The organism is Neobacillus kokaensis, from assembly GCF_014656545.1.
In the GTDB taxonomy this organism is placed as follows: Bacteria; Bacillota; Bacilli; order Bacillales; family Cytobacillaceae; genus Neobacillus; species Neobacillus kokaensis.
The window spans coordinates 149,127-174,617 of sequence record NZ_BNDS01000007.1 but is presented as its reverse complement, the minus strand read 5'-3'; the positions used below and the strand labels follow the sequence as shown (position 1 = coordinate 174,617).

At 38.6% G+C, this 25,491-nt stretch carries 26 protein-coding genes; 17 read left to right on the top strand and 9 right to left on the bottom strand.

Annotated features, from left to right (window positions below; genetic code table 11):
- Positions 1-158: 158 nt before the first annotated feature.
- Positions 159-1,076 (bottom strand): nuclease-related domain-containing protein, encoded by a 918-nt coding sequence (locus tag IE222_RS10560; RefSeq protein WP_191272530.1) that lies wholly within the window; start codon positions 1,074-1,076, stop codon positions 159-161.
- Positions 1,077-1,294: 218 nt separating this feature from the next.
- Here IE222_RS10560 and IE222_RS10555 point away from each other — a divergent pair, with 218 nt between their 5' ends.
- On the top strand, positions 1,295-2,908 hold the full coding sequence (locus IE222_RS10555; RefSeq protein ID WP_191272529.1) for a long-chain fatty acid--CoA ligase: 1,614 nt from the start codon (positions 1,295-1,297) through the stop codon (positions 2,906-2,908).
- 128 nt (positions 2,909-3,036) lie between these two features.
- Positions 3,037-3,828, top strand: a complete 792-nt coding sequence (locus IE222_RS10550) for an enoyl-CoA hydratase (RefSeq protein WP_191272527.1) — start codon at positions 3,037-3,039, stop codon at positions 3,826-3,828.
- Between the two features lie 48 nt (positions 3,829-3,876).
- Here IE222_RS10550 and IE222_RS10545 read toward each other — a convergent pair whose 3' ends face one another.
- On the bottom strand, positions 3,877-4,062 hold the full coding sequence (locus IE222_RS10545) for a YhzD family protein (RefSeq protein WP_191272525.1): 186 nt from the start codon (positions 4,060-4,062) through the stop codon (positions 3,877-3,879).
- A gap of 124 nt (positions 4,063-4,186) precedes the next feature.
- On the opposite strand from IE222_RS10545, the gene IE222_RS10540 reads away from it, so the two are divergent.
- The 6 genes from IE222_RS10540 to IE222_RS10515 all read left to right on the top strand — a co-directional run bounded on the left by IE222_RS10540 (position 4,187) and on the right by IE222_RS10515 (position 11,962).
- A complete protein-coding gene (locus IE222_RS10540; RefSeq protein WP_191272523.1) occupies positions 4,187-5,086 on the top strand; it encodes an ABC transporter ATP-binding protein in 900 nt (299 codons plus the stop codon).
- On the top strand, positions 5,079-6,332 hold the full coding sequence (locus IE222_RS10535; RefSeq protein WP_191272521.1) for an ABC transporter permease: 1,254 nt from the start codon (positions 5,079-5,081) through the stop codon (positions 6,330-6,332). Before IE222_RS10540 ends, IE222_RS10535 begins: the two co-directional genes overlap by 8 nt.
- A gap of 104 nt (positions 6,333-6,436) precedes the next feature.
- Positions 6,437-7,654: a metallophosphoesterase family protein gene (locus tag IE222_RS10530; RefSeq protein ID WP_191272519.1), complete on the top strand. Its 1,218-nt coding sequence runs from the start codon at positions 6,437-6,439 to the stop codon at positions 7,652-7,654.
- Between the two features lie 25 nt (positions 7,655-7,679).
- On the top strand, positions 7,680-10,673 hold the full coding sequence (locus tag IE222_RS10525) for an ATP-binding protein (protein ID WP_191272517.1): 2,994 nt from the start codon (positions 7,680-7,682) through the stop codon (positions 10,671-10,673).
- A 51-nt stretch (positions 10,674-10,724) separates the two neighbouring features.
- Positions 10,725-11,669: a 3'-5' exoribonuclease YhaM gene (gene yhaM, locus IE222_RS10520; protein WP_191272515.1), complete on the top strand. Its 945-nt coding sequence runs from the start codon at positions 10,725-10,727 to the stop codon at positions 11,667-11,669.
- Between the two features lie 104 nt (positions 11,670-11,773).
- Positions 11,774-11,962, top strand: coding sequence for a sporulation YhaL family protein (locus IE222_RS10515; protein ID WP_191272513.1), 189 nt, complete (start codon positions 11,774-11,776; stop codon positions 11,960-11,962).
- A gap of 43 nt (positions 11,963-12,005) precedes the next feature.
- On the opposite strand, the gene IE222_RS10510 is transcribed toward IE222_RS10515, so the two are convergent.
- Positions 12,006-12,881, bottom strand: a complete 876-nt coding sequence (locus tag IE222_RS10510; RefSeq protein ID WP_191272511.1) for a peptidylprolyl isomerase — start codon at positions 12,879-12,881, stop codon at positions 12,006-12,008.
- 220 nt (positions 12,882-13,101) lie between these two features.
- Here IE222_RS10510 and IE222_RS10505 point away from each other — a divergent pair, with 220 nt between their 5' ends.
- A complete protein-coding gene (locus IE222_RS10505) occupies positions 13,102-13,194 on the top strand; it encodes a YjcZ family sporulation protein (protein WP_191272509.1) in 93 nt (30 codons plus the stop codon).
- A 72-nt stretch (positions 13,195-13,266) separates the two neighbouring features.
- On the opposite strand, the gene IE222_RS10500 is transcribed toward IE222_RS10505, so the two are convergent.
- Positions 13,267-13,446 carry a hypothetical protein gene (locus IE222_RS10500; protein ID WP_191272637.1) on the bottom strand — a complete coding sequence of 60 codons (180 nt, stop codon included), beginning with the start codon at positions 13,444-13,446 and terminating at the stop codon, positions 13,267-13,269.
- Positions 13,447-13,643: 197 nt separating this feature from the next.
- Between IE222_RS10500 and IE222_RS10495 the strand changes: the two genes are divergently transcribed.
- Positions 13,644-13,988, top strand: a complete 345-nt coding sequence (locus tag IE222_RS10495) for a DUF1878 family protein (RefSeq protein ID WP_191272507.1) — start codon at positions 13,644-13,646, stop codon at positions 13,986-13,988.
- A gap of 9 nt (positions 13,989-13,997) precedes the next feature.
- On the opposite strand, the gene IE222_RS10490 is transcribed toward IE222_RS10495, so the two are convergent.
- Positions 13,998-14,573, bottom strand: coding sequence for an HTH-type transcriptional regulator Hpr (locus IE222_RS10490; RefSeq protein ID WP_191272505.1), 576 nt, complete (start codon positions 14,571-14,573; stop codon positions 13,998-14,000).
- 256 nt (positions 14,574-14,829) lie between these two features.
- On the opposite strand from IE222_RS10490, the gene yhzF reads away from it, so the two are divergent.
- Positions 14,830-15,021 (top strand): membrane protein YhzF, encoded by a 192-nt coding sequence (gene yhzF / locus IE222_RS10485; RefSeq protein WP_191272503.1) that lies wholly within the window; start codon positions 14,830-14,832, stop codon positions 15,019-15,021.
- Positions 15,022-15,082: 61 nt separating this feature from the next.
- On the opposite strand, the gene IE222_RS10480 is transcribed toward yhzF, so the two are convergent.
- Together IE222_RS10480 and IE222_RS10475 are read right to left on the bottom strand one after the other, a co-directional pair.
- Positions 15,083-15,610, bottom strand: a complete 528-nt coding sequence (locus IE222_RS10480) for a tryptophan transporter (protein WP_191272501.1) — start codon at positions 15,608-15,610, stop codon at positions 15,083-15,085.
- 128 nt (positions 15,611-15,738) lie between these two features.
- The gene (locus IE222_RS10475) at positions 15,739-16,161 is read right to left on the bottom strand and encodes an HIT family protein (protein ID WP_191272499.1); all 423 of its coding nucleotides are present in this window, start codon (positions 16,159-16,161) and stop codon (positions 15,739-15,741) included.
- A gap of 597 nt (positions 16,162-16,758) precedes the next feature.
- Here IE222_RS10475 and IE222_RS10470 point away from each other — a divergent pair.
- The 3 genes from IE222_RS10470 (at position 16,759) to IE222_RS10460 (ending at position 19,521) form a co-directional block, all read left to right on the top strand.
- Complete coding sequence (locus IE222_RS10470) at positions 16,759-17,499, top strand: ABC transporter ATP-binding protein (RefSeq protein WP_191272498.1); 741 nt, start codon at positions 16,759-16,761, stop codon at positions 17,497-17,499.
- Positions 17,492-18,703 (top strand): ABC transporter permease, encoded by a 1,212-nt coding sequence (locus tag IE222_RS10465; RefSeq protein WP_191272496.1) that lies wholly within the window; start codon positions 17,492-17,494, stop codon positions 18,701-18,703. Before IE222_RS10470 ends, IE222_RS10465 begins: the two co-directional genes overlap by 8 nt.
- Positions 18,704-18,798: 95 nt before the next feature.
- Positions 18,799-19,521, top strand: a complete 723-nt coding sequence (locus IE222_RS10460; RefSeq protein WP_191272494.1) for an EcsC family protein — start codon at positions 18,799-18,801, stop codon at positions 19,519-19,521.
- Between the two features lie 23 nt (positions 19,522-19,544).
- On the opposite strand, the gene IE222_RS10455 is transcribed toward IE222_RS10460, so the two are convergent.
- Both IE222_RS10455 and IE222_RS10450 read right to left on the bottom strand, forming a co-directional pair.
- On the bottom strand, positions 19,545-20,942 hold the full coding sequence (locus tag IE222_RS10455; protein WP_191272492.1) for a hypothetical protein: 1,398 nt from the start codon (positions 20,940-20,942) through the stop codon (positions 19,545-19,547).
- 132 nt (positions 20,943-21,074) lie between these two features.
- Entirely contained in the window at positions 21,075-21,572 is a 498-nt protein-coding gene (locus IE222_RS10450; protein ID WP_191272490.1) for an antibiotic biosynthesis monooxygenase family protein, read from the bottom strand.
- 208 nt (positions 21,573-21,780) lie between these two features.
- Here IE222_RS10450 and hemE point away from each other — a divergent pair, with 208 nt between their 5' ends.
- From hemE to hemY, 3 genes are all read left to right on the top strand, one after another.
- On the top strand, positions 21,781-22,827 hold the full coding sequence (gene hemE, locus IE222_RS10445) for a uroporphyrinogen decarboxylase (protein ID WP_191272488.1): 1,047 nt from the start codon (positions 21,781-21,783) through the stop codon (positions 22,825-22,827).
- 172 nt (positions 22,828-22,999) lie between these two features.
- Complete coding sequence (hemH, locus tag IE222_RS10440) at positions 23,000-23,935, top strand: ferrochelatase (protein ID WP_191272486.1); 936 nt, start codon at positions 23,000-23,002, stop codon at positions 23,933-23,935.
- Positions 23,936-23,972: 37 nt separating this feature from the next.
- The gene (gene hemY / locus IE222_RS10435) at positions 23,973-25,391 is read left to right on the top strand and encodes a protoporphyrinogen oxidase (RefSeq protein WP_191272484.1); all 1,419 of its coding nucleotides are present in this window, start codon (positions 23,973-23,975) and stop codon (positions 25,389-25,391) included.
- The last annotated feature ends 100 nt before the right edge of the window (positions 25,392-25,491 follow it).

Below are 25,491 nucleotides of genomic sequence, written 5' to 3'. Positions count from 1 at the left end.
AAAAAAGAGCAACGGGTAGCCAATAGGGGTAATTGGCGACCGAGCACAAGAAAAGAAAGAGCAACGGGTAGCCAATAGGGGTTATTGGCGACCGAGCTCAAGAGAAAAAAGAGCAACGGGTAGCTAAATAGAAATAATTGCGAGTAATCCAGTTGATTTTATTTAGGTATATAATAAGTCCATTGTCCATAACCTATTGCCTTATAATGTTCCTTTAAAATCCTTCCAATCATTTTTTTTGACTCTACTATGCCACACCACTCATAAACCAAATTAGTAGTAATCCGAATCCCCGGGAACAGCACCAACAATTCCCTGACACTCCGCACTACAGCATAATCAACCAGCTCTCGATGTCCGCACGTTCCGCACACAATAAAATTATGCTGCACAATGGTTGACCGCGAGTAACACAATTTACACATGATCCTCTTTTCCAACTGCTCATAACCATAAGCCGGCAGCTTCATATTAGATGAGACAGGTTTATGTAAAGAAATCAATTTCCTAGCTAGATCCTCGTGCCTCTTTGTTAATTTAGACGGGAATTCATTTAATTGTTTCATCAAACGTTTTACTTGCGACGGGTATACAATCGGAGAGTCTCGCGGTGCTTGCATGAGGGTAAATTCGGGGTTGATGAAGACAAGGCGGCACACAACTCGAATATCAAATCCAAGATCTTTGAGAAGCCGAAGAAATAATGACTCACATCTCTCTAATTGCAGCAAAGGGTCGGTAACGATATTTCCATTTTTACTATACAGTTTCCCATTTTCATAGTAATAGTCATTCTCATAGTTTTTAACATCAAAAAGATATATAATCCCTTGAAATATGATGGTTGTATCAATTTGAAATTCGATGTCATTCACCTCAAGAAGCAGTCCTTTAATGACGATACCATTGTTTACTAACACATCGGTCAACTGATCAAATTTCAACTCACCATCAAAACCTTTTTCAAGCCTTGCATAATTCCATTTGTCATGTTCGGATAGTTCCATTCGCGCATTTAACAATCGCAAAATAACTAACTCATTTGATATGGGGCGAGGCATAGTAGAAATAGACATAATTCACCATCCTTTTAAAAATTTTATCTACTACTATTCTATAAAAAAACGAAGAGGCAATTTATGAACCTTTTGTTACATTTCTATATCAGCCCATCCTCGTCTGAAAATTGTTCTTAATAAAGGAATCTCCATCCACAATGTAGAATAAATTAGAGGAACAGTCTCATAGAATACTATGAGACTAAAACGCTTTCATTAAAGGAGTGGTTATAGCTATGATGCAAACACCTTTAACGATGACACAAATGATGAAAAGAGCGGAACTATATTTTCCAAAAAAACAAGTCATTTCAAGGACCGCAAGCGGGATTCACAGGTTTACCTATAAGCAAATTGCGGAGAGGACCAAAAGACTTGCGGACAGTCTTACTAAATTAGGAATAGAAAAAGGAGATAAAGTAGGAACACTGGCATGGAATCACCACCGCCATTTAGAAGCATATTTTGCAATTCCGTGTATGAATGCTGTCTTACACACAATTAATATCCGGCTCTCACCACAGCATATATCCTATATCATTAACCATGCAGAAGACAAGGTTCTTCTAGTTGATCCAGATATCCTGCCTTTGCTTGAAAAATGTGGATCAGAATTAAAGACTGTGAAGGCATTTATCGTTATGACTGACGACAATGAACTTCCGGAAACAACACTCTCACCTGTTTACCACTATGAAAAGCTTTTAACCGAAGCAAATCCTAACTACCATTTCCCTGAAAACATCAATGAAAATGACCCGGCTGGTATGTGTTATACATCAGCCACCACCGGAAACCCAAAAGGAGTTATCTATACACACCGAGGCATCGTCCTCCACAGTTTGGCGCTTGGACTTGCAGATGGCGGCGGAATTAGCGAAAGAGATATTGCCATGCCGGTTGTGCCGATGTTCCATGTAAATGCCTGGGGGATTCCTTTTGCAGGTGTATGGTTCGGGTCCACCTTAGTCCTGCCCGGACCGTATTTTACGCCAAAATTATTGGCAGAATTAATAGAAACAGAAAAAGTTACCATAACTGCAGGGGTACCGACCATCTGGCTGGGTTTATTAAAAGAACTTGAATCCGGGTCCTGGGACATGGGCAGCTTACGGGCTGTTTTATGCGGCGGGTCAGCTGCACCGAAAGGAATGATTAAGACATTTGAACAAAAGTATAACATTCCATTTAAACATGCTTATGGTATGACTGAAACAAGTCCGCTTGCCCTCATCTCTACGTTAAAAAGTTACCAAGAGGAGTTAGATCCCGAGGAAAAACTAGAACTGCGGTCAAAACAAGGGACACTTGTTCCAGGCTTGGAAATGAAAATTGTCGGTAAGGATGGCGAAGTTGCTTGGGACGGCAAGGAAATGGGCGAATTATGCCTGCGGGGGCCATGGATTGCCTCTAAGTATTATAAGGATGAACGGACATTGGATGCATTCCATGATGGCTGGCTCCACACCGGGGATGTGGTTAGCATTGATGAAGAAGGTTTTGTTAAAATTGTCGACCGTACCAAGGATTTAATTAAGAGCGGCGGTGAATGGATTTCATCGGTGGATTTGGAAAATGCGTTAATGGCACATGAAGCGGTATTTGAGGCAGCGGTTGTAGCTGTCCCTCATGATCAATGGCAGGAGCGTCCATTTGCCTGTGTTGTGTTAAAGGAGACATTTAAAGGAAAAACAACAAAGGGAGAGTTATTAGATTTTTTAAAACCGCAGTTTGCGAAATGGTGGATCCCGGATGATATTCTCTTCCTTGAGGAAATTCCAAAAACATCCGTTGGAAAATTTCTAAAGCGCACACTGCGTGAACAGGTACAAAAGGAAGTTCATAAATAAATTAATAGAATAGGACAAGAGCTCATCCTGCTTGTCCTATTAACTATTTGCAAAATAGTTCATAAATTATGTCTCTAATACTTTTATTTCATATATAATATAATTGAAAAATTATGGGAGGGGAAGAAATGCCAGCCAATTATGTAACCGATAAGGTAAACGTGAAGGTAGATGGCCGGGTCGCAACTGTTGAATTGAATCGACCTGAATCATTAAATGCAATGGACATAGACATGATTAAGGGGCTTGTCTGCAGACTAAAGGAAATAGGAGATTCGGATGATGTTGATATTGTTGTTATAACTGGAAAAGGGAAAGCATTTTCCGCCGGCGGCGATATTAAAACGATGCTATCTAATTCGGATCCATCCGAATTTTATCCGGTAATGGAATGTATTAATGAACTTGTCATTACTCTTTACAGCCTGCCGAAGCTAACCATTAGTGCAGTTACAGGGGCTGCAGCTGGATTAGGCTTTAGTTTAGCGCTGGCGACCGATTATATTATCGCTGACAAAGACAGCAAGCTGGCAATGAATTTTATTGGAATTGGCTTAATTCCTGATGGGGGAGCACATTTCTTTTTAGAAAAACGATTAGGGGAAACAAGGACAAAGCAGGTTATATGGGATGGTAAAGTGATGACTTCAGAGGAAGCGTTTTCACTGGGGCTGATACAAGAAGTAGCGGATGGCGAACTGCAGGATGCTGTACATATTAGAGTTACAGATTGGCTAAGCCGGCCTGTGCAGGCAATGATTAAGACGAAAAAGATTTTAGCCGAAAAGAACCGTCCGCAATTATTAAAACTATTAGAACTAGAAAAATACGGGCAGCAGAAAATGCGTGAAACTCAGGACCACCAAGAGGGAATCAAAGCATTTATTGAAAAAAGGAAACCAACATTTATTGGAAAATAAAATGGAAGGGCGCATAAATGAATTATGCGCCCTGTTTCATTAAAAAATTTATGCATGAAACAACAGCAGCTTACCGCTAGGAGATGTGCAGCGGTGAGTTTTTTCTAATAAATTTTTTTCTGCCAAAAGCTTTTCTCCTAGTTCTTTGGCTGCATCATCATTATCAGCCTGGAAGGATTCATCGATAATTTTTTCTCCATTTGCTTCAAATGCTGTTAATTTGTATATTTTCATTTTTAAAAACCCCCTTTTTTAAAGACTATTACCCTTATTTTTGCACAATTCTTTAAATTGTGCAAAAGGGAAATTAAAACCATAATATGGTATATTTATGGGTAGAAGGAAAGGAGTGAGGAGTTTGGTTCTGAAACTGAAACAAGTAATGAAACGGTTTGGACAATTTACTGCTGTTAACAATTTATCACTAGAGATTCCGGAGAAAGAGATATTCGGTTTTTTAGGAGCAAATGGTGCCGGTAAGACAACTACATTTCGAATGATATTAGGATTGCTTGATACGAGCGGAGGAAAAATCAGCTGGGACGGGCTGCCGCTAAATTATTCAACGAGTCATATAGTCGGCTATCTTCCCGAGGAAAGAGGGCTATACCCAAAATTAAAAGTCCGGGACCAGATTGTCTATTTAGCAAGATTAAGAGGGATGGAGAAAACAGAAGCTTTAAGGGAATTACGATTCTGGCTGGAAAAATTTAAAGTACCAGAATACGAGAACAAAAAGGTGGAAGAACTGTCCAAGGGGAATCAGCAAAAAATTCAATTTATTGCTGCCGTGATACATAAGCCGAAATTATTAATTCTTGATGAGCCGTTCAGCGGACTCGATCCAGTGAATGTTGAACAATTAAAAGATGCCGTTATAGCATTAAAAGAAAATGGGACCACGATTGTGTTTTCAAGTCATCAAATGCATCATGTGGAGGAGCTGTGTGAACATTTATGTATTATGCATAAAGGAAGACCAGTTGTTCACGGATCGTTAAAAGAGATAAAACGATCATTTGGAAAAAAGAATCTGATCATTCATGCCGATTTCCCGCTGCAATCGTTACAAGATTTTCCTGGTGTTGTAAAGGCAAGGCTGACAATGGAAGGGGTTCTCTTACAAATCGAAAGCGAAAAGGTGGCGGAAAGTATCTTAAAGCAGATTGTTGGGAAAGGATTCATTCGGAAATTTGCCTTGGAAGAACCGTCTCTGAACGATATTTTTATCGAGAAAGTAGGTGACTCGTATGAATAGTTTTTGGATTATTTTATTCCATACCTACTTAAACAAATTGAAAAGTAAATCTTTTATTATTACAACGATATTGACAGTTGTAATTGTCCTCGGTCTTACAAATATCAATAATATCATTAATCTTTTTGACAAGAGCGGCGGGAAGGAGACAGTTGCTGTCCTAGATGAAACGGGCAGACTTTATGAACCATTTAAACAGCAGATTACTGCTATTAATAAAGATATTAAACTTACTAACTATAATGGAAGTGATAAAGAAGCAGAAAAGGATGTGGAAGCTGGGGATTTCGATGCGCTAATTCAGCTGCGTTTTAATGAGGAGCGGCTGCCAGAGGCTACCTATAAAGCTATGAGTATCGCTGATTCATCCTTATTTACTGATCTGCAAACAGGCCTTCAGCAGCTAAAAACCATGCAATCAGCCACCAAAATAAATTTAACCGAAGCACAGCTGCAAAAACTGTATGAGCCGGCAGCTTTTGAAAAAGTGGCTCTAGAGAAAAATGCAAAATCAGAAGAGGAACTGAATCAGGCGAGGGGTCTAGTATATATTCTGTTATTTATCATTTATTTTTCTGTCATCATGTATGCCAATATGATTGCGATGGAAGTGGCAACGGAAAAGTCATCAAGGGTAATGGAAATATTAATTTCAAGTGTCTCCCCAATTAAGCAAATGTTTGCAAAAATTTTTGGAATTGGTTTATTAAGCTTAACGCAGCTGGCGGTATTCTTGATTGTCGGCTATTATTCACTAACAAGCAATATGGAATCTTTAAAAGACGGATTTTGGGGAGTTTATGGCTTTGGGGACGTGCCAATCGGAACAATTGTTTATGCGATAGTGTTCTTTATTTTAGGCTACTTCCTGTATGCTACACTTGCGGCATTTTTAGGTTCTTTAGTTAGCCGCATTGAGGATGTCCAGCAAATGATTACACCAATGACCTTAATGGTCGTGGCAGGTTTTATGATTGCGATGTTTGGGCTCGGGAAGCCGGATGCTCCGTTTATTACGATTACTTCCTTTATTCCATTTTTTACGCCAATGATTATGTTCCTAAGGGTCGGTATGCTGTCAATACCAATCTGGGAGGCAATGCTTGGTATTGCCGTCCTAATAGGGACCATTGTTGGTTTAGCGATTTTTGGCGCTCGTGTATACCGAGGCGGCGTATTAATGTACGGAAAGTCCAACTCCTTTAAAGATATTAAAAAAGCACTGCAATTAACGAAAAATGAATAGAAAAAGAGAACCTCTGTCATTTGCAGAGGTTTTTTGTATAAGAACGTGCATTCGTATTTACAAAGTGCTACAATATAGAAAAGAACTGATGAGAGGAAATTTTAATGAAGAAATTTTCATTTATCCATGCTGCTGACCTTCATTTGGACAGTCCGATGGTCGGCTTGAAATCATTACCGGAACCTATTTTTAAAAGGATAAAAGAGAGCACCTTCACTGCTTTAAAAAGATTGACAGCCGCGGCGATTGAACAGCAGGTAGACTTTGTCATTCTTGCGGGAGATTTATATGATGGAGAAGACCGCAGTTTACGGGCACAGTCCCGCTTTCGTGCAGAAATGCTGAAGCTTAAAGAAAAAGGAATTCCCGTTTATGTTATTCATGGAAATCACGATCATTTAAACGGTACATGGGTTGATCTTGAGATGCCGGTGAACGTTCATGTGTTTGGCACTGAAGTAGAAACAAAAGTATTACATACAAAAAATGGGACAGTGGTTGGACTTTATGGTTTTAGCTATCCAACTAGAAATGTGTTTGAGAGGAAAATAGATGATTATCGGAAGCTGGATGGAGCTGATTTTCATATTGGTATTCTTCATGGCAATGAAAGTTCAGGAAGCGAGCACGATAACTACGCACCTTTTTCAGTGAAAGACCTGCAGGAGAAAGATTTTGACTATTGGGCATTAGGTCATATTCATAAAAGAACAATTCTATCGGAAGACCCTCCAATTATCTATCCTGGCAATATTCAAGGAAGAAGTCGAAAGGAAACTGGGATTAAGGGCTTTTATCATGTCAGCTTGAACGAAATAGAGGCAAAACCAAGTTTTATAGAATCCTCTGATATTGTTTGGAGAGAAGCGGAAATTGATGCCGCATCAGCAGGGACCTTTCATGAGGCAGTACAATTATGCAGGGAAGTAATGAATCAGATTCGTGACGAAGGAAAGGGAACTCTGCTAACCATTCATTTGAAAAATATGGAGTTGGATGATTACCTCGAAAAAAACAGTCTAAAGGATAACCTGTTAGAGCTTCTAGTGGAAGATGAGCAAGAGGAGGATTCCTTTGTATGGGTCGTTGAGCTGTATATTTCAGAACGAAAGATGCTTGATAAGGAACAATTGAAAACAGAAGCAAGCTTCTATGGTGAGCTTTTTCAAACAATTGAGCATTATGAAAATTTTGACCGCGCTATGTCCCCTTTATACGGACATTCATTAGGAAGAAAGTATGCGGCCAAGTTGTCCAAAGAAGAGGAGCTTGAGCTAATTAACCAAGCGGAAAAATTACTGCTTGATTTGTTAAACAAATAGAATAATAGAAAGGAGTGTATACCGCTTGAAAATTACCGCACTGCATATTTACGGCTATGGCCAATTAGCAGATACCGTGATTGATAACCTAACTGATTTTCAAGTTTTTTATGGTGAAAACGAGGCAGGAAAATCGACGATTATGGCTTTTATCCATGGCATTCTTTTTGGCTTTCCAACAAAGCAGCAATCAGAACTGAGATACGAGCCAAAACATCATACAAAGTACGGCGGGAAAATAAGAATTTATCATGAAAAGATGGGATATGCCGTAATCGAGCGGGTAAAAGGAAAAGCAGCAGGCGATGTAACGGTGTTGTTGGATAATGGAACATTCGGCGGGGAGGAGCTTTTAAAAGAATTACTCGAGAATTTTGATAAGAACCTGTTTCAAGCCGTTTTTTCCTTTAATTTGCACGGACTGCAAAATATTCACCAAATGAAAGGTGAAGAAATCGGAAAATTTCTATTTTCTGCGGGGACTTTGGGAACTGAACGCTTGGCAAAAACAGAAACGATACTGCAGAAGGAGCTGGAGTCCCGCTTTAAGCCGAGTGGGAAAAAGCCTATTCTAAATGGAAAATTACAAGCCCTTCATGAATTAAACCAGGAATTAAAAAAATCAGCTGCAAAAAATAAGGAGTATGAGAATTTAGTTAGAAAAGGTGAAAATCTACAGCAGGAAATCGAACAGATAAATAAGAGGCTCAAGGAAATTCAGGAAAGTATAGAAAAGCTAAATGAATGGTTCAGGATAGAAGCCATTGTAAAGGAAGAGAAAAGGCTTAAAAATGAATTAGGCGAACTGGGGGAGATGGCTAAGTTCCCGGTGAGAGGAATAGAGCGCCTGGAGAAACTGGCTGAGCTTATTCATCCTTGCAATGCCAGGTTGAAAACTATTGGTGAAGTAATGGAACAAACAGAACAGGAGCTAGAATTAATTGTCCCGGATGTGTCTTTCCTTGAAGCGGAGCCTGAACTGTCAGCACTGCTGGATCAGGTTCCTATTTATGAGCAATTGAAGCTGGAAAAACAGCAATATGAAACAAAGCTGAAAGAATATGAAGAAGAACTTTTAGTTATAAAAGAGAAACTTCACTTGAAGCTAAATGAAGAAGATATTTTCACTATCAATACCAATATTTATATGAAAAACCAGGTAGAAATAGTATCGCTCCAATGCAAAAAGTTAGCTGAATTAAAGCTGGAATTGGATAAGCAGTATCTTCAAGAAAAAAATTCGTTAGAAGAGATTGAAATAGAAATAACTCAAACTGAAAGCCAGTGTTTACCAAAGCGGGAACGGGTACTTCTTGAGGAGCAGGCTTCTGCGCGAAATGACAAGTTGGGTACTGAAGAGGATTTAAAGAATATTAGAGAGAAAATCGACTTCTACGAATTTTTGCTTAAGCAAGACAAGGATGCTAAGGGCAGGCAAAAACTTCAATTTATGATTTTTCAATTAATCCTCTTGGGGCTAATTTTTTACGGGGCAGTTACTAAGCAATTTATTCTACTGTTAATTGGACTGGCGGGAATTGCTGTTATTGCACTATTCATGACCCAAAGCATCAAGCAAAGGAAAGATAAGGATGCCGCACAAAAACTTGAAGCTTTAAAAGAGAAAGAACAACAATTAATGCAGCAGCTGCAATCCGCAAAATATATGGATTTGGCTAAGGTAGAACAAAAATTGGAGCAAGACCGGGAGCTGCGGGAACAGCTAAAATTGCTATCCTTTAAATTGAAACAGCAGCAAGTACAATTTGATAAGGTTATTACAAAATTTGAGACATGGGAATTTGAATCAGCGGAAAATAAGAAAATGCTAAAAACATTAAGTGCGGAGTTACATATTCCCGAAAATATGGCCGCTTTATTTTTAGTAGAAGCATTTCAGTTTATTGAACAATACAAGCCTATTGTTCGCAAGAAGCATCAACTGCTCAAAAGACTGAAAGAGGTGGATGGGCAGCAGGTGAAAATTGAAACCGGCATAATAAGTTATGTTGATCGTTTTTTAACGGAAAATGGAACAAGTCTTCAGCAAGCCGCTTATTTATTACGTAAAAAACTTAAAAGCGAACTCGAAAAGAAAATTAAAAGCCAGGAAATAAAGAAGAAACTAAACGAGCTTAAAATGGAATGGAAACAAATACACCAAGAACTTACGCACCTAAAAGCTGAGTATTTCAAGCTTATAAACTCTGCCAATACTAATTCCGAACAGCAATTCTATGAACTTGGCGAGAAAGCAGAAAAAAGACAGGCTCTTCAAGAACGATTGCAATCATTACAGGGACAGCTGCAATACTCTATCCTTTCTGAACAGGAAAGGGAGAAGTTTCTGCAAATACAGCCGCATGATGAGACAGTGCCGAATTTAAAACGTGAAACACAGCATATAAGAGAGAAATTAAATACTCTTCAGGAGGAACAAGCGGCAATTAAATATGAAATACAAGCATTAGAGGAGGGCGGAGGATATTCAGAGCTTCTGCATAAGTTTAGACAGAAACAATATGAAATAGCTGAGGATGTTAAAGAGTGGGCTGTCTATTCTGTTGCACATGATATTCTAATGAATACGATCGAAACTTATAAAAATCTCCATCTTCCAAAGATGATCATCCAGGCTCAAGAATATTTAGCTTTTCTCACAAATGACAGATACAATAAGATTCATATAAATCCTTCGGGAAGCGGGTTCTTAGTAGAACGGAACGACCACACAATCTTTGAAGCAAATGAATTAAGCCAAGCAACGACAGAACAGCTGTATGTTTCTATTAGGCTGGCGCTGGCGATGACACTTTATCAGAAATATCAGTTTCCAATTATCATTGACGATAGTTTTGTTAATTTTGATTCAGGAAGAACGAGGAAAGTTATTGAGCTGCTGACAAAGCTTGAACGAAATCAAATCCTGTTCTTTACATGTCATGCACATTTATTGCCATTATTTGCAAAGGAAAATGTTCTGAGGCTGGAAAAAGGTGCTGTACAGATAAGTTCATAGGCTGATAGATGAATATGTTATACTTTAAATATGTGAAAGGGCGTGATCAGGTTGGCAAAAGGGATTATGTATCATGAAGTCGGGGAACAAATTGAATTGTTTTTCTTAATTAAGAGTTCAACAAAGGGGATTGCCAGCAATGGGAAACCATTCTTAACGTTGATTCTGCAAGACAAAAGCGGCGATATAGAAGCGAAGCTTTGGGATGTAGGAGAAGAAGAAGAAAAGCTGTATGCGGCCCAGAATATTGTAAAAATCATCGGTGATGTCCAAAACTACCGAGGAAAGAGCCAGTTAAAGATCCGCCAAATTCGCAAGTCAGGTCCGATGGATGGCGTTAAGCTGGAGGATTTCCTTGAGACCGCTCCGCTAAGTCAAGAAGAGATGGTCAGCAAACTGACACAGTATATCTTTGAAATGAAGAATCCGAACATCCAGAGAATTACCCGTCATTTAATCAAGAAACACCAAAATGCATTCTTGGAGTACCCAGCTGCAACCAAAAACCATCATGAGTTCGTTTCAGGGCTCGCCTATCATGTTGTCAGCATGCTTGACCTGGCGAAGGCAATCTCAGGGCTATATCCAACCCTGGATAAGGACCTGCTTTACGCAGGAATCATCCTCCATGATATGGGAAAGGTAATGGAACTATCTGGACCGATTTCCACAGTCTATACATTAGAGGGAAATTTGCTAGGACATATTACTATTATGATTAATGAAATTGGTAAAGCAGCAGAGGAATTAGGGATTTCCGGAGAAGAAGTGTTAATTCTTCAGCATCTCGTACTCAGCCATCACGGGAAAGCAGAATGGGGAAGTCCGAAACCGCCTTTAATCAAGGAAGCAGAAATTCTTCATTATATTGATAATCTAGATGCAAAAATGAACATGCTGGATCGCGCGTTAGAAAGAGTCAAACCAGGCGAATTTACGGAACGAATATTTGCCTTGGACAACCGTTCATTTTACAAACCATTATTTCATAAATAGAGATGACCTTTTCTGGTTGTCTCTTTTTTTTTTTGACATATTTACTTTTTTTAAGCATATTATGATATCAAGATGTGGACAACCACTATAAGGGGGAAAAGAAGTTGACGATTCCGATTTGGATATATGCAGTTGTGGTTGGTATTGTAATAAGCGCCCTAATGGCTATTAAAACTGGCAGGGAAGAACGGCAGCTTGAAATGGAGAACATCGAGCGTGAAGGTGAAATCTACATGAAACGGTTAGAAAGAGAAAAAGAAGAGAGGCAAGACCTAAAGGTAACTGGTGAATAATAAATAGTGAAAGCGCCCATTTCAATGGGCGCTTTCATCATACTTATTGACCGGCAGGAGGAGTTTGTGGTTTTAAGGCATCCTTTAAATCTTTATCTGAAATTTTTACATTTGCATCCTTAATTTCCCGCTCCATCGCCTTACTAATGTCTTCATTTGTTAATTTAGAGGATTTTACATCATATTCAATCTCTTTTTTCATTTCATCATAAGGCTTTTTCTCAGCCTTTTCTGTTACTTGAATGATGTGGTAGCCAAATTGTGTTTTAACAGGCGCACTGATATCGTTAACTTTTAGGCCATATGCTGCTTTAATAAAGTCTTTGTCATATTGCGCAGCGTTTTGGTTGTTAATGACGCCTAAATCACCGCCATTTTGGGCAGAAACCGTATCTGTTGACTCTTTTTTCGCAACATCTTCAAATTTTTTGCCAGATTCTAGCTGTTTCTTTACATCGTTAGCCGTCTTTTCATCCTTGACGAGGATATGACGAACCTTAATTTCAGGTTTATAGTTATCATAGTAATCCTTTAATTCTTTGTCGGTTACTTTAATGTCTTTCATCGCAGCTTTTTCTTGCAGCATGCCCAGCTTTAAAGTGCTCTTTAGATCTTCTTCACTTTTGTATCCGTATTGCGCTAGGGCAGTTTCAAAGTTGGTGCCAAGATCTTTTTTCAATTGCTTAATTTTCTCGTCGACATCCTTATCCGTTACTTTATATTTCTTTGAAAGAACTTTTTCATAGACAAGCTGCTGCAGTGCTTGATCTCCTACTTTTTCCTTCATGGCATTATAAAGTTCCTCTTGTGTTACATCTCCTGCTTTACTTTCAGCTATCGTTTCAGAACCGGTTTGGTTACATGCACTTAATGCAAGTACCCCTCCAGCCAAAGATAAGGCTAATATCCATTTTTTCATGTTGAAATCTCTCCTAAATTGTAAATTCTTATGGGCGATTGTCCATATCCTTTACTATAACATAAATGGTAAGCACTGCAAAAAATAAACCATTAAATTGGGCGCTTATAAATGTTAAAAAAGTATGAATGACTTTTCCATTAAAAATAAGGAAAGTGCCTAATCGAAATGGGGACCGATTGAATAGTATATCTTAGAAAAGAAAAAAGGAGGTTATAAAATGAGTGGTGCAGCTGGTTACGGTGGAGGCTTTGCGTTAATCGTAGTCCTTTTCATCCTATTGATTATCGTTGGTGCAGCTTGGGTTTGGTAAAGTAAAAAAGCGATGAGTTTTCCTCATCGCTTGTATTTTTTTTGAATTTACCCAAAAGTCAGTCAGGGTGAATTATGTATATAAAATTTCCAAATACGAAGAAATCAAAAGAATTGTGATTAGAACATTAATGGTACGAAAGACCTTATGCTGGCGTTCTTCTGGAATTTCTTTTTGAATACATAATGAACTGGTCATTTTATTTACATAAAATAAGATGAAAATGGCAAAGACAATAAATATGGAGATCATCATGGATTCCCTCCTCATGACGTGTTATCCTTTTTAAGATACCAAATATTACGTGAAAAAGATAGTCACAAAAATTTGAAGACTAGTAGACTTTTTACCTGTAAAGGCAAAATTGTAAAGCATTTAGGTTTACCCCAGTTCAAACTTAGTAAATAATGAAAATAAGGGGACAAGATGTTTGGAAAAGAGGGATTGGGATGTGTGAAAATAATATCCAAATACTAATGGAAAAAATTCAGCTGCTTGAATTTCATCAGGGGCTATTATTAAAGCTAATTCAAAATCCTAATTTGGATTTTTATCGGTTAATCGTTGAAAACGGTAAATCCAAACAGGAAATGGAAACGTTTTTTGACCTATGTGACGAACTTAGTCTTAAATTAGAGAAACAAAAAGCGGAAGGGTTTGTTTATTTCTATCCGCTTCTTGTCGAATTTGTAGCTGCCTTGCCAGATGGACTGGAGCTTCATCATGTTACAAAGGCCTGTTTAACACAGAAGCTATATGAGCCTCTTTTTCAGGAATTTTCCAAATACTTATAAGTATCTTACCTAGATTAGTCCCTGTTCCGTTTTTTTGTGTTTTTTAAGCGTTCCGTCCTCTTCAACGAATTTCCCTTCAATGTTATTGAAGCAGCGCTCAAAAATTTCCATAAAATCGTCCCCATAAATATTTCGGACAATTGCCATCATTTCAATGATTTCAGGAAACTTCCCATACAATTCTCTAAGAGGCAAAGCGCCGGAAAAGACAGCATATTCATCTGGTTTATATGTCTCCATTAGCTGCAACAGAATTTCTTCTCCTTGCGGGGTAAGTTGAATATAAGTATTTCGCTTGTCATTTTCCTTTTTCGAAAATTTCAGCAAGCCTCTTTCTTCTAATTTTTTTGAAAAATTAAAAGCTGTGGATACATGCATCACCCCAAACTTTGCTACATCCGAAATGGAAGCACCATTCAAATGAAAGGCAATCCAAAGAATGTGGTGTTCGTTGATGTTTAAATCAAAAGGTTTAATCCATTGCTGCCAATCTTTTTCAATAGATTTCCATAAAGCTTTACTTAATTGTGCCATTCTTTGACTAAAAAGCATCGCTTCCTTCATCGAATATTGTTTCTCTGTCATCCCCATTGTCACCTACTTTTTTATTTCTCTACTATCATTATGCCAATAAAATAAAAATTAATAAAGATATTAATTAACAAAATTTTTAGAAATTGATGCATTTTTTATATTGAATTTAAAAGATTAATATAATGTGAGCGATTTTAGCCTCATATCATTCTTGATTAAACGTCACCTTGTTCATAGGTTAGGACGTTAAAACATATAATTAGTTACAGCAATACAGGAATTCTGATTCCTAGCAAGGGGGGCCTTGATGAAAATTTTCATTATGATTTTATTTATTATTTGTGTCATTCTTTTTTTAGGATCCGCTAAATATTTTTTTGCTTTAAAAAAACCGGGTGTATACCCGCCTAAACAAGTATTAAAAAGCAGGGCCATAGTGTTAGCGGGAGGCGGAGGAATGTTCCTGCTTATCGCCTTCATGTTTTCTTACTTCATGTAGTCTTATTCTATATTTAAGAAAAGAACCCTTGAAGGGTTCTTTTCTTAGCGGCCTCCGGTCATTATTTTTGGATGACGGAAGCAGATGAAATTTTCGTTCTTTTGAAGATTGATTGTGCAATTGGATACACAATAACCATTACAGCAGCATTAATAGCTATAGCTGGTAAAACTCCAGCAGCGAAAAGGACCGCAAAAGAGCTTGGCAAGCCTACGATTAAATATGCTGCTGTCAAAAAGACCGTGCCTGAAATAAGTGTTCCCACTGCAGTTAAAACAGCAACACTAATGACGGAATTACGGTATTTGTTTAAAATTAAAAATAAACCGAAAAAGACTAAAGCTGTTATAGGTTTATCGATCATATTAGGAATTTGACCGCCAGGGAAGCCGGTAGTTAAACCAGATAATACACCAGTTACAATAGCCAGAAGCAGTACGCTTTTAATTTCCGGAATTAATACAATGCCTAAAAACATCATGGCCAGCATCATATCTGGCTTTATTCCAAAGAAGCTTGGCATTACTGTATGCAAAACAACCCCAATCCCCGCTAATAGTGCTAAAATGACAAGGTTTTTCGTATTCATTTCTCATCTCTCCTCTGCTTTTCTAAACTAAATGTTTTTCCTGCAGTGCCCTAATTGCCTGCAGCAAAAAACTTATTCCCATTATAGCATATTAATATAATATTAATAAAGATATAATTTTCAGAAAATTATTGGAGATGTTTGGCAATTCCTGTTGCCATATCGGTTAACATTTGTGGAGTATAATCGTTTTGATTATTTTTCCAAACAGCTCCAAACCCGTCACCCTTCCCGTAGCGGGGAATCAAATGAATGTGGAAATGAAACACGGTTTGTCCTGCTTGTTCACCATTATTATTAACGATGTTTAAACCGGCTGGTTCGAATTCTGTTTTTAAAGCATTGGCAATCGCAGGTACCGCTTTAAAAATATTTCCGGCAATTTCAGGGGTTAACTCATAAAGGTTTTCCTTATGTACCTTTGGAATCACAAGTGTATGCCCTTTTGTCACTTGGCTGATATCCATAAATGCTACGACATGTTCATCTTCAAACACCTTTGCAGCGGGAATTTCGCCGTTAACAATTTTACAAAAAATACAATTACTCATTGATTCACACAGCCTTTCTTTATATAAATAGTTTGAATTATTCTACCATATAATAGGAAGATAAAAAAGAAAAGAGCAGGATTCGCATGGAATCCCGCCCTCTCGAAGGGGAACTGCTTCAAATTTGACGTTCAATTAGGAATGTTCTTTGGTAAACACCTCATTTGACAATTTAGTGTTTTGAGAAAGAAACATCATTGTTCAAGCTGACCATCCCCTAGTTGTTTTTATCGGTTACCTTACCTTTAAAAACGGACGATGTCTGCGATAAACACCTCATTTGTTTAGTTTATTTACCAAAACTCCAGTGGTGTTATATGAACTCATAATGGTTTGTTCGCACATTGTACAATACAACCATCCCCTTGTTATGAAACGTTTTGTGAAGCTTGCTTGTTTGATTGGAAATTGTCTTTTGTAGACACCTCATTTCAAGGATTGAAATGATTTTCTTCATCAAGTGAATTTCCCCTTCGAATATTATGATATCCGTTTTACAAGGTTATATACAAAATAAATTTTAAAAAGTGAATTTCTATTTTTATGAACCACAATTTGTTAAAATAACAATAATCATGCTACGGAAGGACGTTGCACATGGCTTTATTATCAATTGAAAATCTTGTTGGGGGCTATACGAGAAACCCCGTTTTAAAAGAGATCTCCTTTGACGTAAAGGAAAACGAACTAGTGGGCTTAATTGGCTTAAATGGAGCAGGAAAGAGTACGACCATTAAACATATTATTGGATTAATGGAACCACATCAAGGATTCATAAAGATCAACGGGAAGGTCTTTACAGATGATAAAGAAGCATATCGTCGGATGTTTACGTTTGTACCGGAAACCCCTGTATTATATGAAGAGCTAACATTAGAAGAGCATTTACGTTTAACCGCTATGGCTTATGGCTTAGAGGAAGAAGCATATAAAGAACGGGTTTCTCCATTGCTTGAGGAGTTTCGGATGGAAAAGCGATTAAATTGGTTTCCTGCGCATTTTTCAAAGGGGATGAAGCAAAAGGTGATGATCATGTGTGCCTTTCTAGTACAGCCATCGCTTTATATTGTCGATGAACCATTTGTCGGGCTCGACCCGCTTGGCATCCAATCCCTTCTTGATTTAATGAAAAAAATGAAGGAAAACGGAGCGGGTATATTAATGTCGACGCATATTTTGGCAACTGCGGAGAAATATTGCGACCGCTTTGTCATACTTCATGAAGGAAAAATAAGAGCAAAAGGGACGCTGCAACAACTAAGGGAGCAGTTTAACATGCCGAATGCCTCACTTGATGACTTATATATTCAATTGACGAAGGAAGAAAAATATGTTTGATGACAAGAAGTTATGGAGAGATCGTGCTGGGAGACGAGTTAAAGATTTAAGCAGGTATTTAAGGTATATTTTCAATGGACACCTTGTCATCGTGTTGTTATTTCTAATCGGAACCGCAGCCTTTTATTATCAGAAGTGGATTGAGACTCTTCCTGCAAATTTCCCGGCAGAAGCGATTTTGGCTGTAATACTTAGTCTATTTCTTACCTATAGTCCTGTTTATAATTTTTTGCTCGATGCAGATAAAGTATTTTTAATTGCTGTTGAGGAAAAATTAAATGGATATTTCCTGCGCTCTGGGACGGTGAGCTTGGTATTTCAGGGATACATACTTTTAATGGTATTTGCTGTGCTGATGCCGATGTATGCCCATGCAAGTTCAAGCGGCTTTAGTTTGTTTTTGCCATTTTTGATAGCTCTGTTAGTAGTAAAGGTTTGGAATATTGTTGTTAAATGGCGGATATTATATTTTGTCCAGCAGTCTGTGCAAAGATGGGACATGTTGGTTCGTTATTTTATCAATTTCACATTTACTTTTTTACTGCTAAAACAGGCCGATTTTATTATTCTGCTTGTGATCGGGATTGTTATGCTTCTTTATTTCCAATATTTTTACGTACGGACAAAGAAGATGGGCTTGAAATGGGATGTATTGATCGACCAAGAAGAAAAACGAATGGCTTCCTTTTACCGTCTGGCTAACATGTTTACAGATGTGCCAAATATTAAGGATACAGTGAGAAGAAGAAAGTATTTAGATTTATTCCTTAGCCGAATAAAATTTTCGCAGGATCAAACGTATATGTACTTATTTTCTCGGGCTTTTCTACGTTCCTCCGATTATTTGGGATTGTTTATCCGCTTAACGGTGATCGGTTCGCTGGCGATATATTTTATTTCTTTTGGCCTAGGGCAAATAGTGCTTGGCCTGCTATTTTTATATTTAACCGGGTTTCAATTGCTTCCGCTTATGAATCACCATCAAAACAAGCTTTGGACTGACCTTTATCCCGTAACAGATCAAATGAAGCAAAAGGCTTTCCATTCTTTACTTATGATTATTTTATCTGTTGAGGCGGTCATCTTCGCGTTGCTTATTTCCATTAAAGGAGAATTCGCTGTAGCATTGCTTTGCTTACTGGCCGGTTTACTATTTAATTGGCTCTTTGTGTATGTTTACAGTAAAAAACGTTTAAAAGGTTAGTGGAAATCCCCTTATAAATTGAAGGGGATTTTTTTATAAAAGTTAGGCTGATTTTTGGATGATCCGGCATATTTATAGCTAAGGGGTGTTGAGCAATGAATGAGTATGAATTAAAAGTATATGATGAGGTGGAGGATTGGAAGCGAAAGTTAACAAGACGCTCCGGAATGATGAAGAGGATTTCAAAAAAAGCACAAGTGAAAATGAATGAATATATTCCAGATAAAGTACATCAGATGATGACTGACAGTATTAAAGCGATGGTGAAAGCTACGTTATTCGGCTCACAGCTGACTACGAATCAAAATCAAGCGCAAGGACTTTCATTGGAAGAAAGGGATGAACTGGTGCTGAAAAAAATTGCTGCCTATCAGAAAACAGCGATTGTGGAAGGAGCCGGTACAGGGGCTGGAGGAATTTTGCTTGGTCTCGCTGATTTTCCTCTGCTTTTGACGATTGAGATGAAATTTTTATTTGAGGTAGCGGCTATCTATGGCTTTAATACAAAAGAGTATGAAGAAAGGTTATTTATGCTTCATGTCTTTCAGCTGGCATTTTCGAGCGACGAAATCCGCAGGCAGACGCTGGACGATATTGAAAATTGGGAAAGCAGAAAAGAGGAACTGGTTGAAATGGATTGGCAGAAGTTCCAGCAGGAGTACCGCGATTATATCGACCTTGTTAAAATGTTTCAGCTTGTACCGGGAATTGGTGCTTTTGTTGGTGCATATGCGAACAATAATATCTTAAAATTGCTTGGTGAAACGGCGATGAATGCCTATCGCTTGCGGCTATTGAAAAAAGCCCCTGAAGTTTAATTTTGTTCAGGGGCTTTTTCCTATTATATTAGAAATATCGCGGCTATGGTTGTAACGACGAGGCCAATCACAACGGGAATGAGATTTCGTCTTGCCAGCTCAAATGGATCGACATTACAAATGGCAGCGGCAGGAATCAAGGCCCATGGGATGAGCGTTCCGCCGCCGACCCAAATCGCAGCAATTTGCCCTAAGGCAGTCAGTGTAGCAGCGCCTTTTCCTATGGCAATAGCGAATAAACTCGCTACTGACCCGGCGAGGGAAATGCCGGAAAACCCGGACCCATCAAGTCCTGTTATTGCACCAACAGTGGTCAAGGTGACAGCCCCAACGGCTTTGCTTAATGGGACAATATTGGCAAGGGCAAGACCTAAATCATTAACAATTCCATGAGAGGCTTTTGGTAAAAATTCACCGATGATTTTAGAAAATCCTGCATCGCCTAAATAGAAGAAGGCGGCAATAGGAATAACGGGTCCAAATACTTTAAAGCCAAATTGGAAGCCATCGATTAAAAATTGGGTTGTTTTTTCAAGTCCTTTATCTTTGTATCCTGTTAAGGAAATAAGAAGCAGAATTAAAATGGAGGTTCCCCCGATTAGTGCTGTTGCGTCTCCTCCCGTTAAATCAAGGATGGTCATGGCTGTAACATCAGCAGCAAATAATAATGGGACTACGATTGCAAAAAATCTTTTTTGGTTAATGGATAGAAGGGCGAGCTGATTAGAGGTTTCTGTTGATGCTGCAGGAATAATTTCCGTGATAGCTTTCAGTTTTCCATGCTTCATATCCCGACGCAGCAAGTAGAAGGCGGTAACAGTTGTCACAATGCCCATAATTAATACTAGCGGGATACTGGCATCAATCACTTCTTGGATGGGAATCCCGGCTGCATCAGCCGTCAGCTTTGGTGCTGCCTGAATTACAAAATCTCCTGATAAGGCAATCCCATGTCCGAACAGATTCATTGCCATCGCTACACCTAATGCCGGCAGGCCTGCGCGAATGGCAACCGGAAGGAGAACGGCACCTAATAATGCTACAGCCGGTGATGGCCAGAAAAACCAGGAGATAACCATCATAAGAACTCCGATTGTCCAATAAGCCAGTGTTGGATTGCGAATCAGTTTTCTAAATGGAGAAATCATCACATCATTTATCCCTGTTTTCGTCAGGGTATGGCTCATTGCAACAATAATCGAGATGACCAGAATAGTAGACAATAATTCGGTTATCGCGTAACTAAAGCTATTAAAAATACTGCTGATAGAATGGCTGATGCTTCCAGTGGCGGTAATCGCAATTAAGAAAATCCCAACAATGCAGACGATGGTCGTATCTCTTCTCATCACCATAAAACTGATAATAAGAGCAATAAAGACCACATATATCCAATGAAGAGCAGATAATTCAACAAGCATATTTTTTACCCCCTTTCCACATTCAGTGGGCTAATGCCCTAATAAATGTAATATAGAATATGAAGTTCATAAAAAACGGTGTCAGGCACCATGTGAATTTTCACATGATGCCTGACACCGTTAATGATTTATTTATTCTGTTATCATATATTCACTTATATAAGGTGCGCTTTGGAATATTTTTTGCTGAGGGTCAATGGTCCCTTTGGTATCGTATGATGGGAAATAGGATTGGGAGCCCTTCCATTTTTCATAGTTTGCCTCATTTTCCCAAACTGTCATGATGATATACGTATTCGAGGTTAAAGGACGGAGTATTCTTAAAGCGATAAAACCAGCATCATTTGCAGCTTGATTTCCCTGGTTCGATATTTGGTGCTCAAATAAGGGGCGTTCTTCCTCGTTAATGGGGATGTTATTCATTACAACAAAGCCTTCTTTGGTTGGCAATTTCCCGCTCGCTCCAATTGCTTCATATTTTCTTGGTGCGTTAAATACGGATTTTCCCATTGTTTCGTGAAGTAATAAAGATCCATTTGGATTAATCATAGTTACCATAGTTTCCCCAGAGTACTTTGCTTCAATTTTTTTTAAAAAATCATGTGTCCCTGTGGTTATATAGATGTTCATTTCATCAACCCCCGTAATTTAGTCTAATTTATATTATTCCACGAATTCTAATGAAAAAACGACTTTTTTTTGACAGTTTGTGTTGTTTACTATACACAAATAGGAATAACCGCTATAGTGGATACAGTATGCTTAAGATAGTTTTTAAATTTATGCTAAATATATTAAAATAAATAGCAGACATGTCTTGAAAGGTGGACTGTATGAAATGACAAAACAAATCAACGAAACATTTTTAAAAGCAGCGAGAGGTGAAAAGACGGGCCACGTTCCTGTTTGGTATATGCGTCAGGCCGGGCGGTCGCAGCCGGAGTATCGTGAAATTAAAGAAAAATATTCTTTATTTGAAATCACACACCAGCCTGAGTTATGTGCCTATGTCACCCGTTTGCCTGTTGAACAGTACAATGTTGACGCAGCCATTTTATATAAAGATATCATGACACCGCTTCCTGCAATGGGAATGCATGTTGAAATAAAGGGTGGAATTGGACCTGTTATAGACAACCCGATTCAATCTCTTGCCGATGTAGAAAAATTGGGAGAATTAAATCCGGAGGAAGATATTCCTTACGTTTTAGATACAATAAAATTATTAACAAAAGAACAATTATCTGTCCCATTGATTGGTTTTTCAGGAGCTCCGTTTACACTTGCAAGCTATATGATTGAAGGCGGGCCATCCAAGAACTACAACAAGACAAAAGCATTTATGTATGCAGAGCCAAAGGCGTGGTTTGCATTAATGGACAAGCTGGGCGATATGGTGATTACATATGTGAAAGCGCAAATTGGCGCAGGAGCAAAGGCAATTCAGATCTTCGATTCCTGGGTGGGCGCATTAAATGTTGAGGATTACCGCATTTTTATTAAACCGGTTATGAACAGAATCTTTACCGAATTACAAAAAGAAAATGTTCCATTAATCATGTTTGGAGTCGGTGCGAGTCACTTAGCACTCGAATGGAATGACCTGCCGCTGGATGTAGTAGGGCTGGATTGGCGCCTTCCTATCGCAAAAGCAAGGGAGCTGGGCATTCATAAGACTGTGCAAGGGAACCTGGACCCAGCCATTTTACTTGCTCCTTGGGAAGTCATTGAAGAAAAGGCAAAAGCCATTCTAGACCAAGGGATGACGGGAGAGGGTTATATCTTTAATTTAGGCCATGGTGTGTTCCCGGCTGTAAAGCCGGAGACTTTAAAGAGATTAACTTCCTTCGTCCATGAATATTCCGCTGCCAAACTAGGACGCTAATGGAATGCCTAGAATAATCATTAGTAAACTGTTTTATATTTTGGCAAAATAAAAAGAGTTATTTTAGAGTAAGGGTCACGATGGTCGCATTGGTGTAATTTGTCGAGCGCTAGGGTGGCCCTAGCATAATTTTAGAAGGAAACCAACTGTTTCTAAAAATGAGGTGCAAAGAATGACAAAAAAGAAAATGGGTTTACTTGTAATGGCGTACGGTACCCCATATACATCAGATGATTTAGATCGTTATTATACACATATCCGCCATGGGCGAAAACCTTCCCCGGAAATGATTGAGGACCTCCGCAGCCGTTATGAGGCGATTGGCGGAATCTCACCACTAGCCAAAATCACACTCGAACAAGCGGAGAAACTTGAAGAACATTTAAATAAAATTCAAGATGAAATTGAGTTTAAGATGTATCTCGGCTTAAAACACATTAATCCGTTTATTGAGGATGCCGTTAAACAAATGATAGAGGATGGAATCGAGGAGGCTGTCAGCATCGTACTTGCCCCTCATTTTTCAACCTTTAGTGTGAAATCGTATAATGGCAGGGCGGTAGAAGAGGCTGGGAAATTAGGCGGCACGCTTAAAATTAAAACAATTGAAAGCTGGTATGAAGAGCCGAAATTTATTTCCTATTGGTCAGATGAAATCAATAAAATCTTTCATCAGATGCCAGCTGAAGAAAGAGAAAATGCTGTCCTGATCGTCTCTGCCCATAGTCTACCGGAGAAGATTCTTCAGTTTGGCGACCCATATCCACAGCAGCTTCAGGAAACAGCCGATCTGATTGCAAAACAAGCGGATGTGAAGAATTACGTGATTGGCTGGCAAAGTGCTGGAAACACTCCAGAGCCATGGCTGGGTCCAGATGTTCAGGATTTAACAAAAGACTTATTTAAGGAACATCATTATCAGGCATTTGTTTATGCTCCTGTAGGATTTGTCTGTGACCACCTTGAGGTGTTGTATGATAATGATATTGAGTGTAAAGCGGTTACTGATGAATTAGGGGTAAGCTACTATCGTCCGGAGATGCCAAATGCTAAGAAAGAATTTATTGATCTATTAGCGGATGTAGTTTTGAAAAAAATAAATAATTAACATATGGTAAGGGAATTAGTGGAAGAAGGTGACATCCGTGGCAGAAGATAAACGGAAGGTTGTCATAATTGGGGGAGGCGCAGCCGGATTAACGGCAGCCTACTATCTTCAAAAGGAAGTACTTGAAAAAAATCTCTCTATCGAGATTCAGCTTATTGAAGCCTCCCACCGTCTTGGGGGGAAAATGCAAACGGTTGTACGTGACGGGTTTACCATTGAGCGTGGTCCTGATTCATTTTTAGCTAGAAAAACAAGTATGATTCGTCTCGCAAGGGAAGTCGGGATGGATGATAAGTTAGTTCATAATTCCACTGGGAAATCGTATGTCTTAGTAAATGAAAGGCTTTATTCCATGCCTGGCGGTTCCATAATGGGAATTCCAACAGAAATTAGGCCGTTTATTACAACTAATTTATTTTCCATTCCCGGAAAGCTTAGGGCAGCAGCAGATTTTATATTACCGCGGTCAAAAAGTGGGAAAGATCAATCGTTGGGAGAATTTTTTCGTCGAAGATTAGGCGATGAAGTAGTTGACAATTTAATAGAACCATTATTATCAGGAATTTATGCTGGTGATATTGATCAAATGAGTCTGATGGCAACATTCCCGCAATTTTATGAAGTTGAGCAGCAGTACCGAAGCCTAATCATTGGAATGAAAAAAACGAAATCACCTAAACCTAGCCAGCCTATTAACCAAAATAAGTCTCAAGGAGCGTTTCTTACGTTTAAAACCGGCCTTCAGTCATTTGCCGAAGCAATTGAAGCAAAATTAGATCCGCACATGATCTTAAAAGGGCACCGGGTTAAGAAAATTAGCAGAGTGTTTGAAAAATATGAAATATATCTTAATAATGGTGAGACAATTGTGGCGGATAGTATAATTGCGGCAACTCCGCATAATGTCACTCAAGCGATGTTTTCAGATTATGCTTTTTTTGACCCGTTAAAATCTGTTCCATCCACGTCGGTTGCCACAGTTTCCCTAGCTTTTCCTGAGGCAGCAATTAAAAATGATATTAATGGGACCGGATTTGTTGTCTCCCGAAGAAGCGATTATTCCATTACGGCATGTACGTGGACACATAAAAAATGGATTCATTCGGCACCAAAGGGAAAAGTATTGCTTCGCTGTTATGTAGGGAGAGCGGGCGATGAGACAATCGTTGACCTATCCGATGACCAAATTATTAAGATAGTTCTTGATGACTTAAAGAAGACGATGGATATTACGATGAATCCTGATTTTACCGTTGTTTCGCGCTGGAAAAATGCTATGCCGCAATATACTGTTGGTCATAAAACCAGGTTGGCAAACATATTAGAACATTTGAAAATCGAACTTCCGGGAGTGTTTTTAGCTGGAGCCTCTTACGGGGGGGTTGGTGTGCCGGATTGTATCGACCAAGGGGAAGCAGCAGTTCAAAATGTCTTGAATTTTTTAAAAAATAATTAATACTAAAAAAGAAGCTATTCATTATAGCTTCTTTTTTATTTTACTTGCCAATAAGAATAAATAGAGTTATACTCTTTAAGTATTGAATGACCGAAATGTT

Excerpts from the sequence above, each read along its gene's own strand:
- IE222_RS10545 (WP_191272525.1), bottom strand. The coding sequence starts at position 4,062 with ATGAAAATATACAAATTAACAGCATTTGAAGCAAATGGAGAAAAAATT.
- IE222_RS10550 (WP_191272527.1), top strand. The coding sequence starts at position 3,037 with ATGCCAGCCAATTATGTAACCGATAAGGTAAACGTGAAGGTAGATGGC.
- IE222_RS10510 (WP_191272511.1), bottom strand. The coding sequence starts at position 12,881 with ATGAAAAAATGGATATTAGCCTTATCTTTGGCTGGAGGGGTACTTGCA.
- hemE (WP_191272488.1), top strand. The coding sequence starts at position 21,781 with ATGACAAAACAAATCAACGAAACATTTTTAAAAGCAGCGAGAGGTGAA.
- IE222_RS10450 (WP_191272490.1), bottom strand. The coding sequence starts at position 21,572 with ATGAACATCTATATAACCACAGGGACACATGATTTTTTAAAAAAAATT.
- IE222_RS10470 (WP_191272498.1), top strand. The coding sequence starts at position 16,759 with ATGGCTTTATTATCAATTGAAAATCTTGTTGGGGGCTATACGAGAAAC.
- hemH (WP_191272486.1), top strand. The coding sequence starts at position 23,000 with ATGACAAAAAAGAAAATGGGTTTACTTGTAATGGCGTACGGTACCCCA.
- IE222_RS10460 (WP_191272494.1), top strand. The coding sequence starts at position 18,799 with ATGAATGAGTATGAATTAAAAGTATATGATGAGGTGGAGGATTGGAAG.
- IE222_RS10535 (WP_191272521.1), top strand. The coding sequence starts at position 5,079 with ATGAATAGTTTTTGGATTATTTTATTCCATACCTACTTAAACAAATTG.
- IE222_RS10555 (WP_191272529.1), top strand. The coding sequence starts at position 1,295 with ATGATGCAAACACCTTTAACGATGACACAAATGATGAAAAGAGCGGAA.
- IE222_RS10475 (WP_191272499.1), bottom strand. The coding sequence starts at position 16,161 with ATGAGTAATTGTATTTTTTGTAAAATTGTTAACGGCGAAATTCCCGCT.
- IE222_RS10480 (WP_191272501.1), bottom strand. The coding sequence starts at position 15,610 with ATGAATACGAAAAACCTTGTCATTTTAGCACTATTAGCGGGGATTGGG.
- IE222_RS10560 (WP_191272530.1), bottom strand. The coding sequence starts at position 1,076 with ATGTCTATTTCTACTATGCCTCGCCCCATATCAAATGAGTTAGTTATT.
- IE222_RS10455 (WP_191272492.1), bottom strand. The coding sequence starts at position 20,942 with ATGCTTGTTGAATTATCTGCTCTTCATTGGATATATGTGGTCTTTATT.
- IE222_RS10500 (WP_191272637.1), bottom strand. The coding sequence starts at position 13,446 with ATGATCTCCATATTTATTGTCTTTGCCATTTTCATCTTATTTTATGTA.
- IE222_RS10505 (WP_191272509.1), top strand. The coding sequence starts at position 13,102 with ATGAGTGGTGCAGCTGGTTACGGTGGAGGCTTTGCGTTAATCGTAGTC.
- IE222_RS10530 (WP_191272519.1), top strand. The coding sequence starts at position 6,437 with ATGAAGAAATTTTCATTTATCCATGCTGCTGACCTTCATTTGGACAGT.
- IE222_RS10495 (WP_191272507.1), top strand. The coding sequence starts at position 13,644 with ATGTGTGAAAATAATATCCAAATACTAATGGAAAAAATTCAGCTGCTT.
- yhzF (WP_191272503.1), top strand. The coding sequence starts at position 14,830 with ATGAAAATTTTCATTATGATTTTATTTATTATTTGTGTCATTCTTTTT.
- IE222_RS10465 (WP_191272496.1), top strand. The coding sequence starts at position 17,492 with ATGTTTGATGACAAGAAGTTATGGAGAGATCGTGCTGGGAGACGAGTT.
- IE222_RS10490 (WP_191272505.1), bottom strand. The coding sequence starts at position 14,573 with ATGACAGAGAAACAATATTCGATGAAGGAAGCGATGCTTTTTAGTCAA.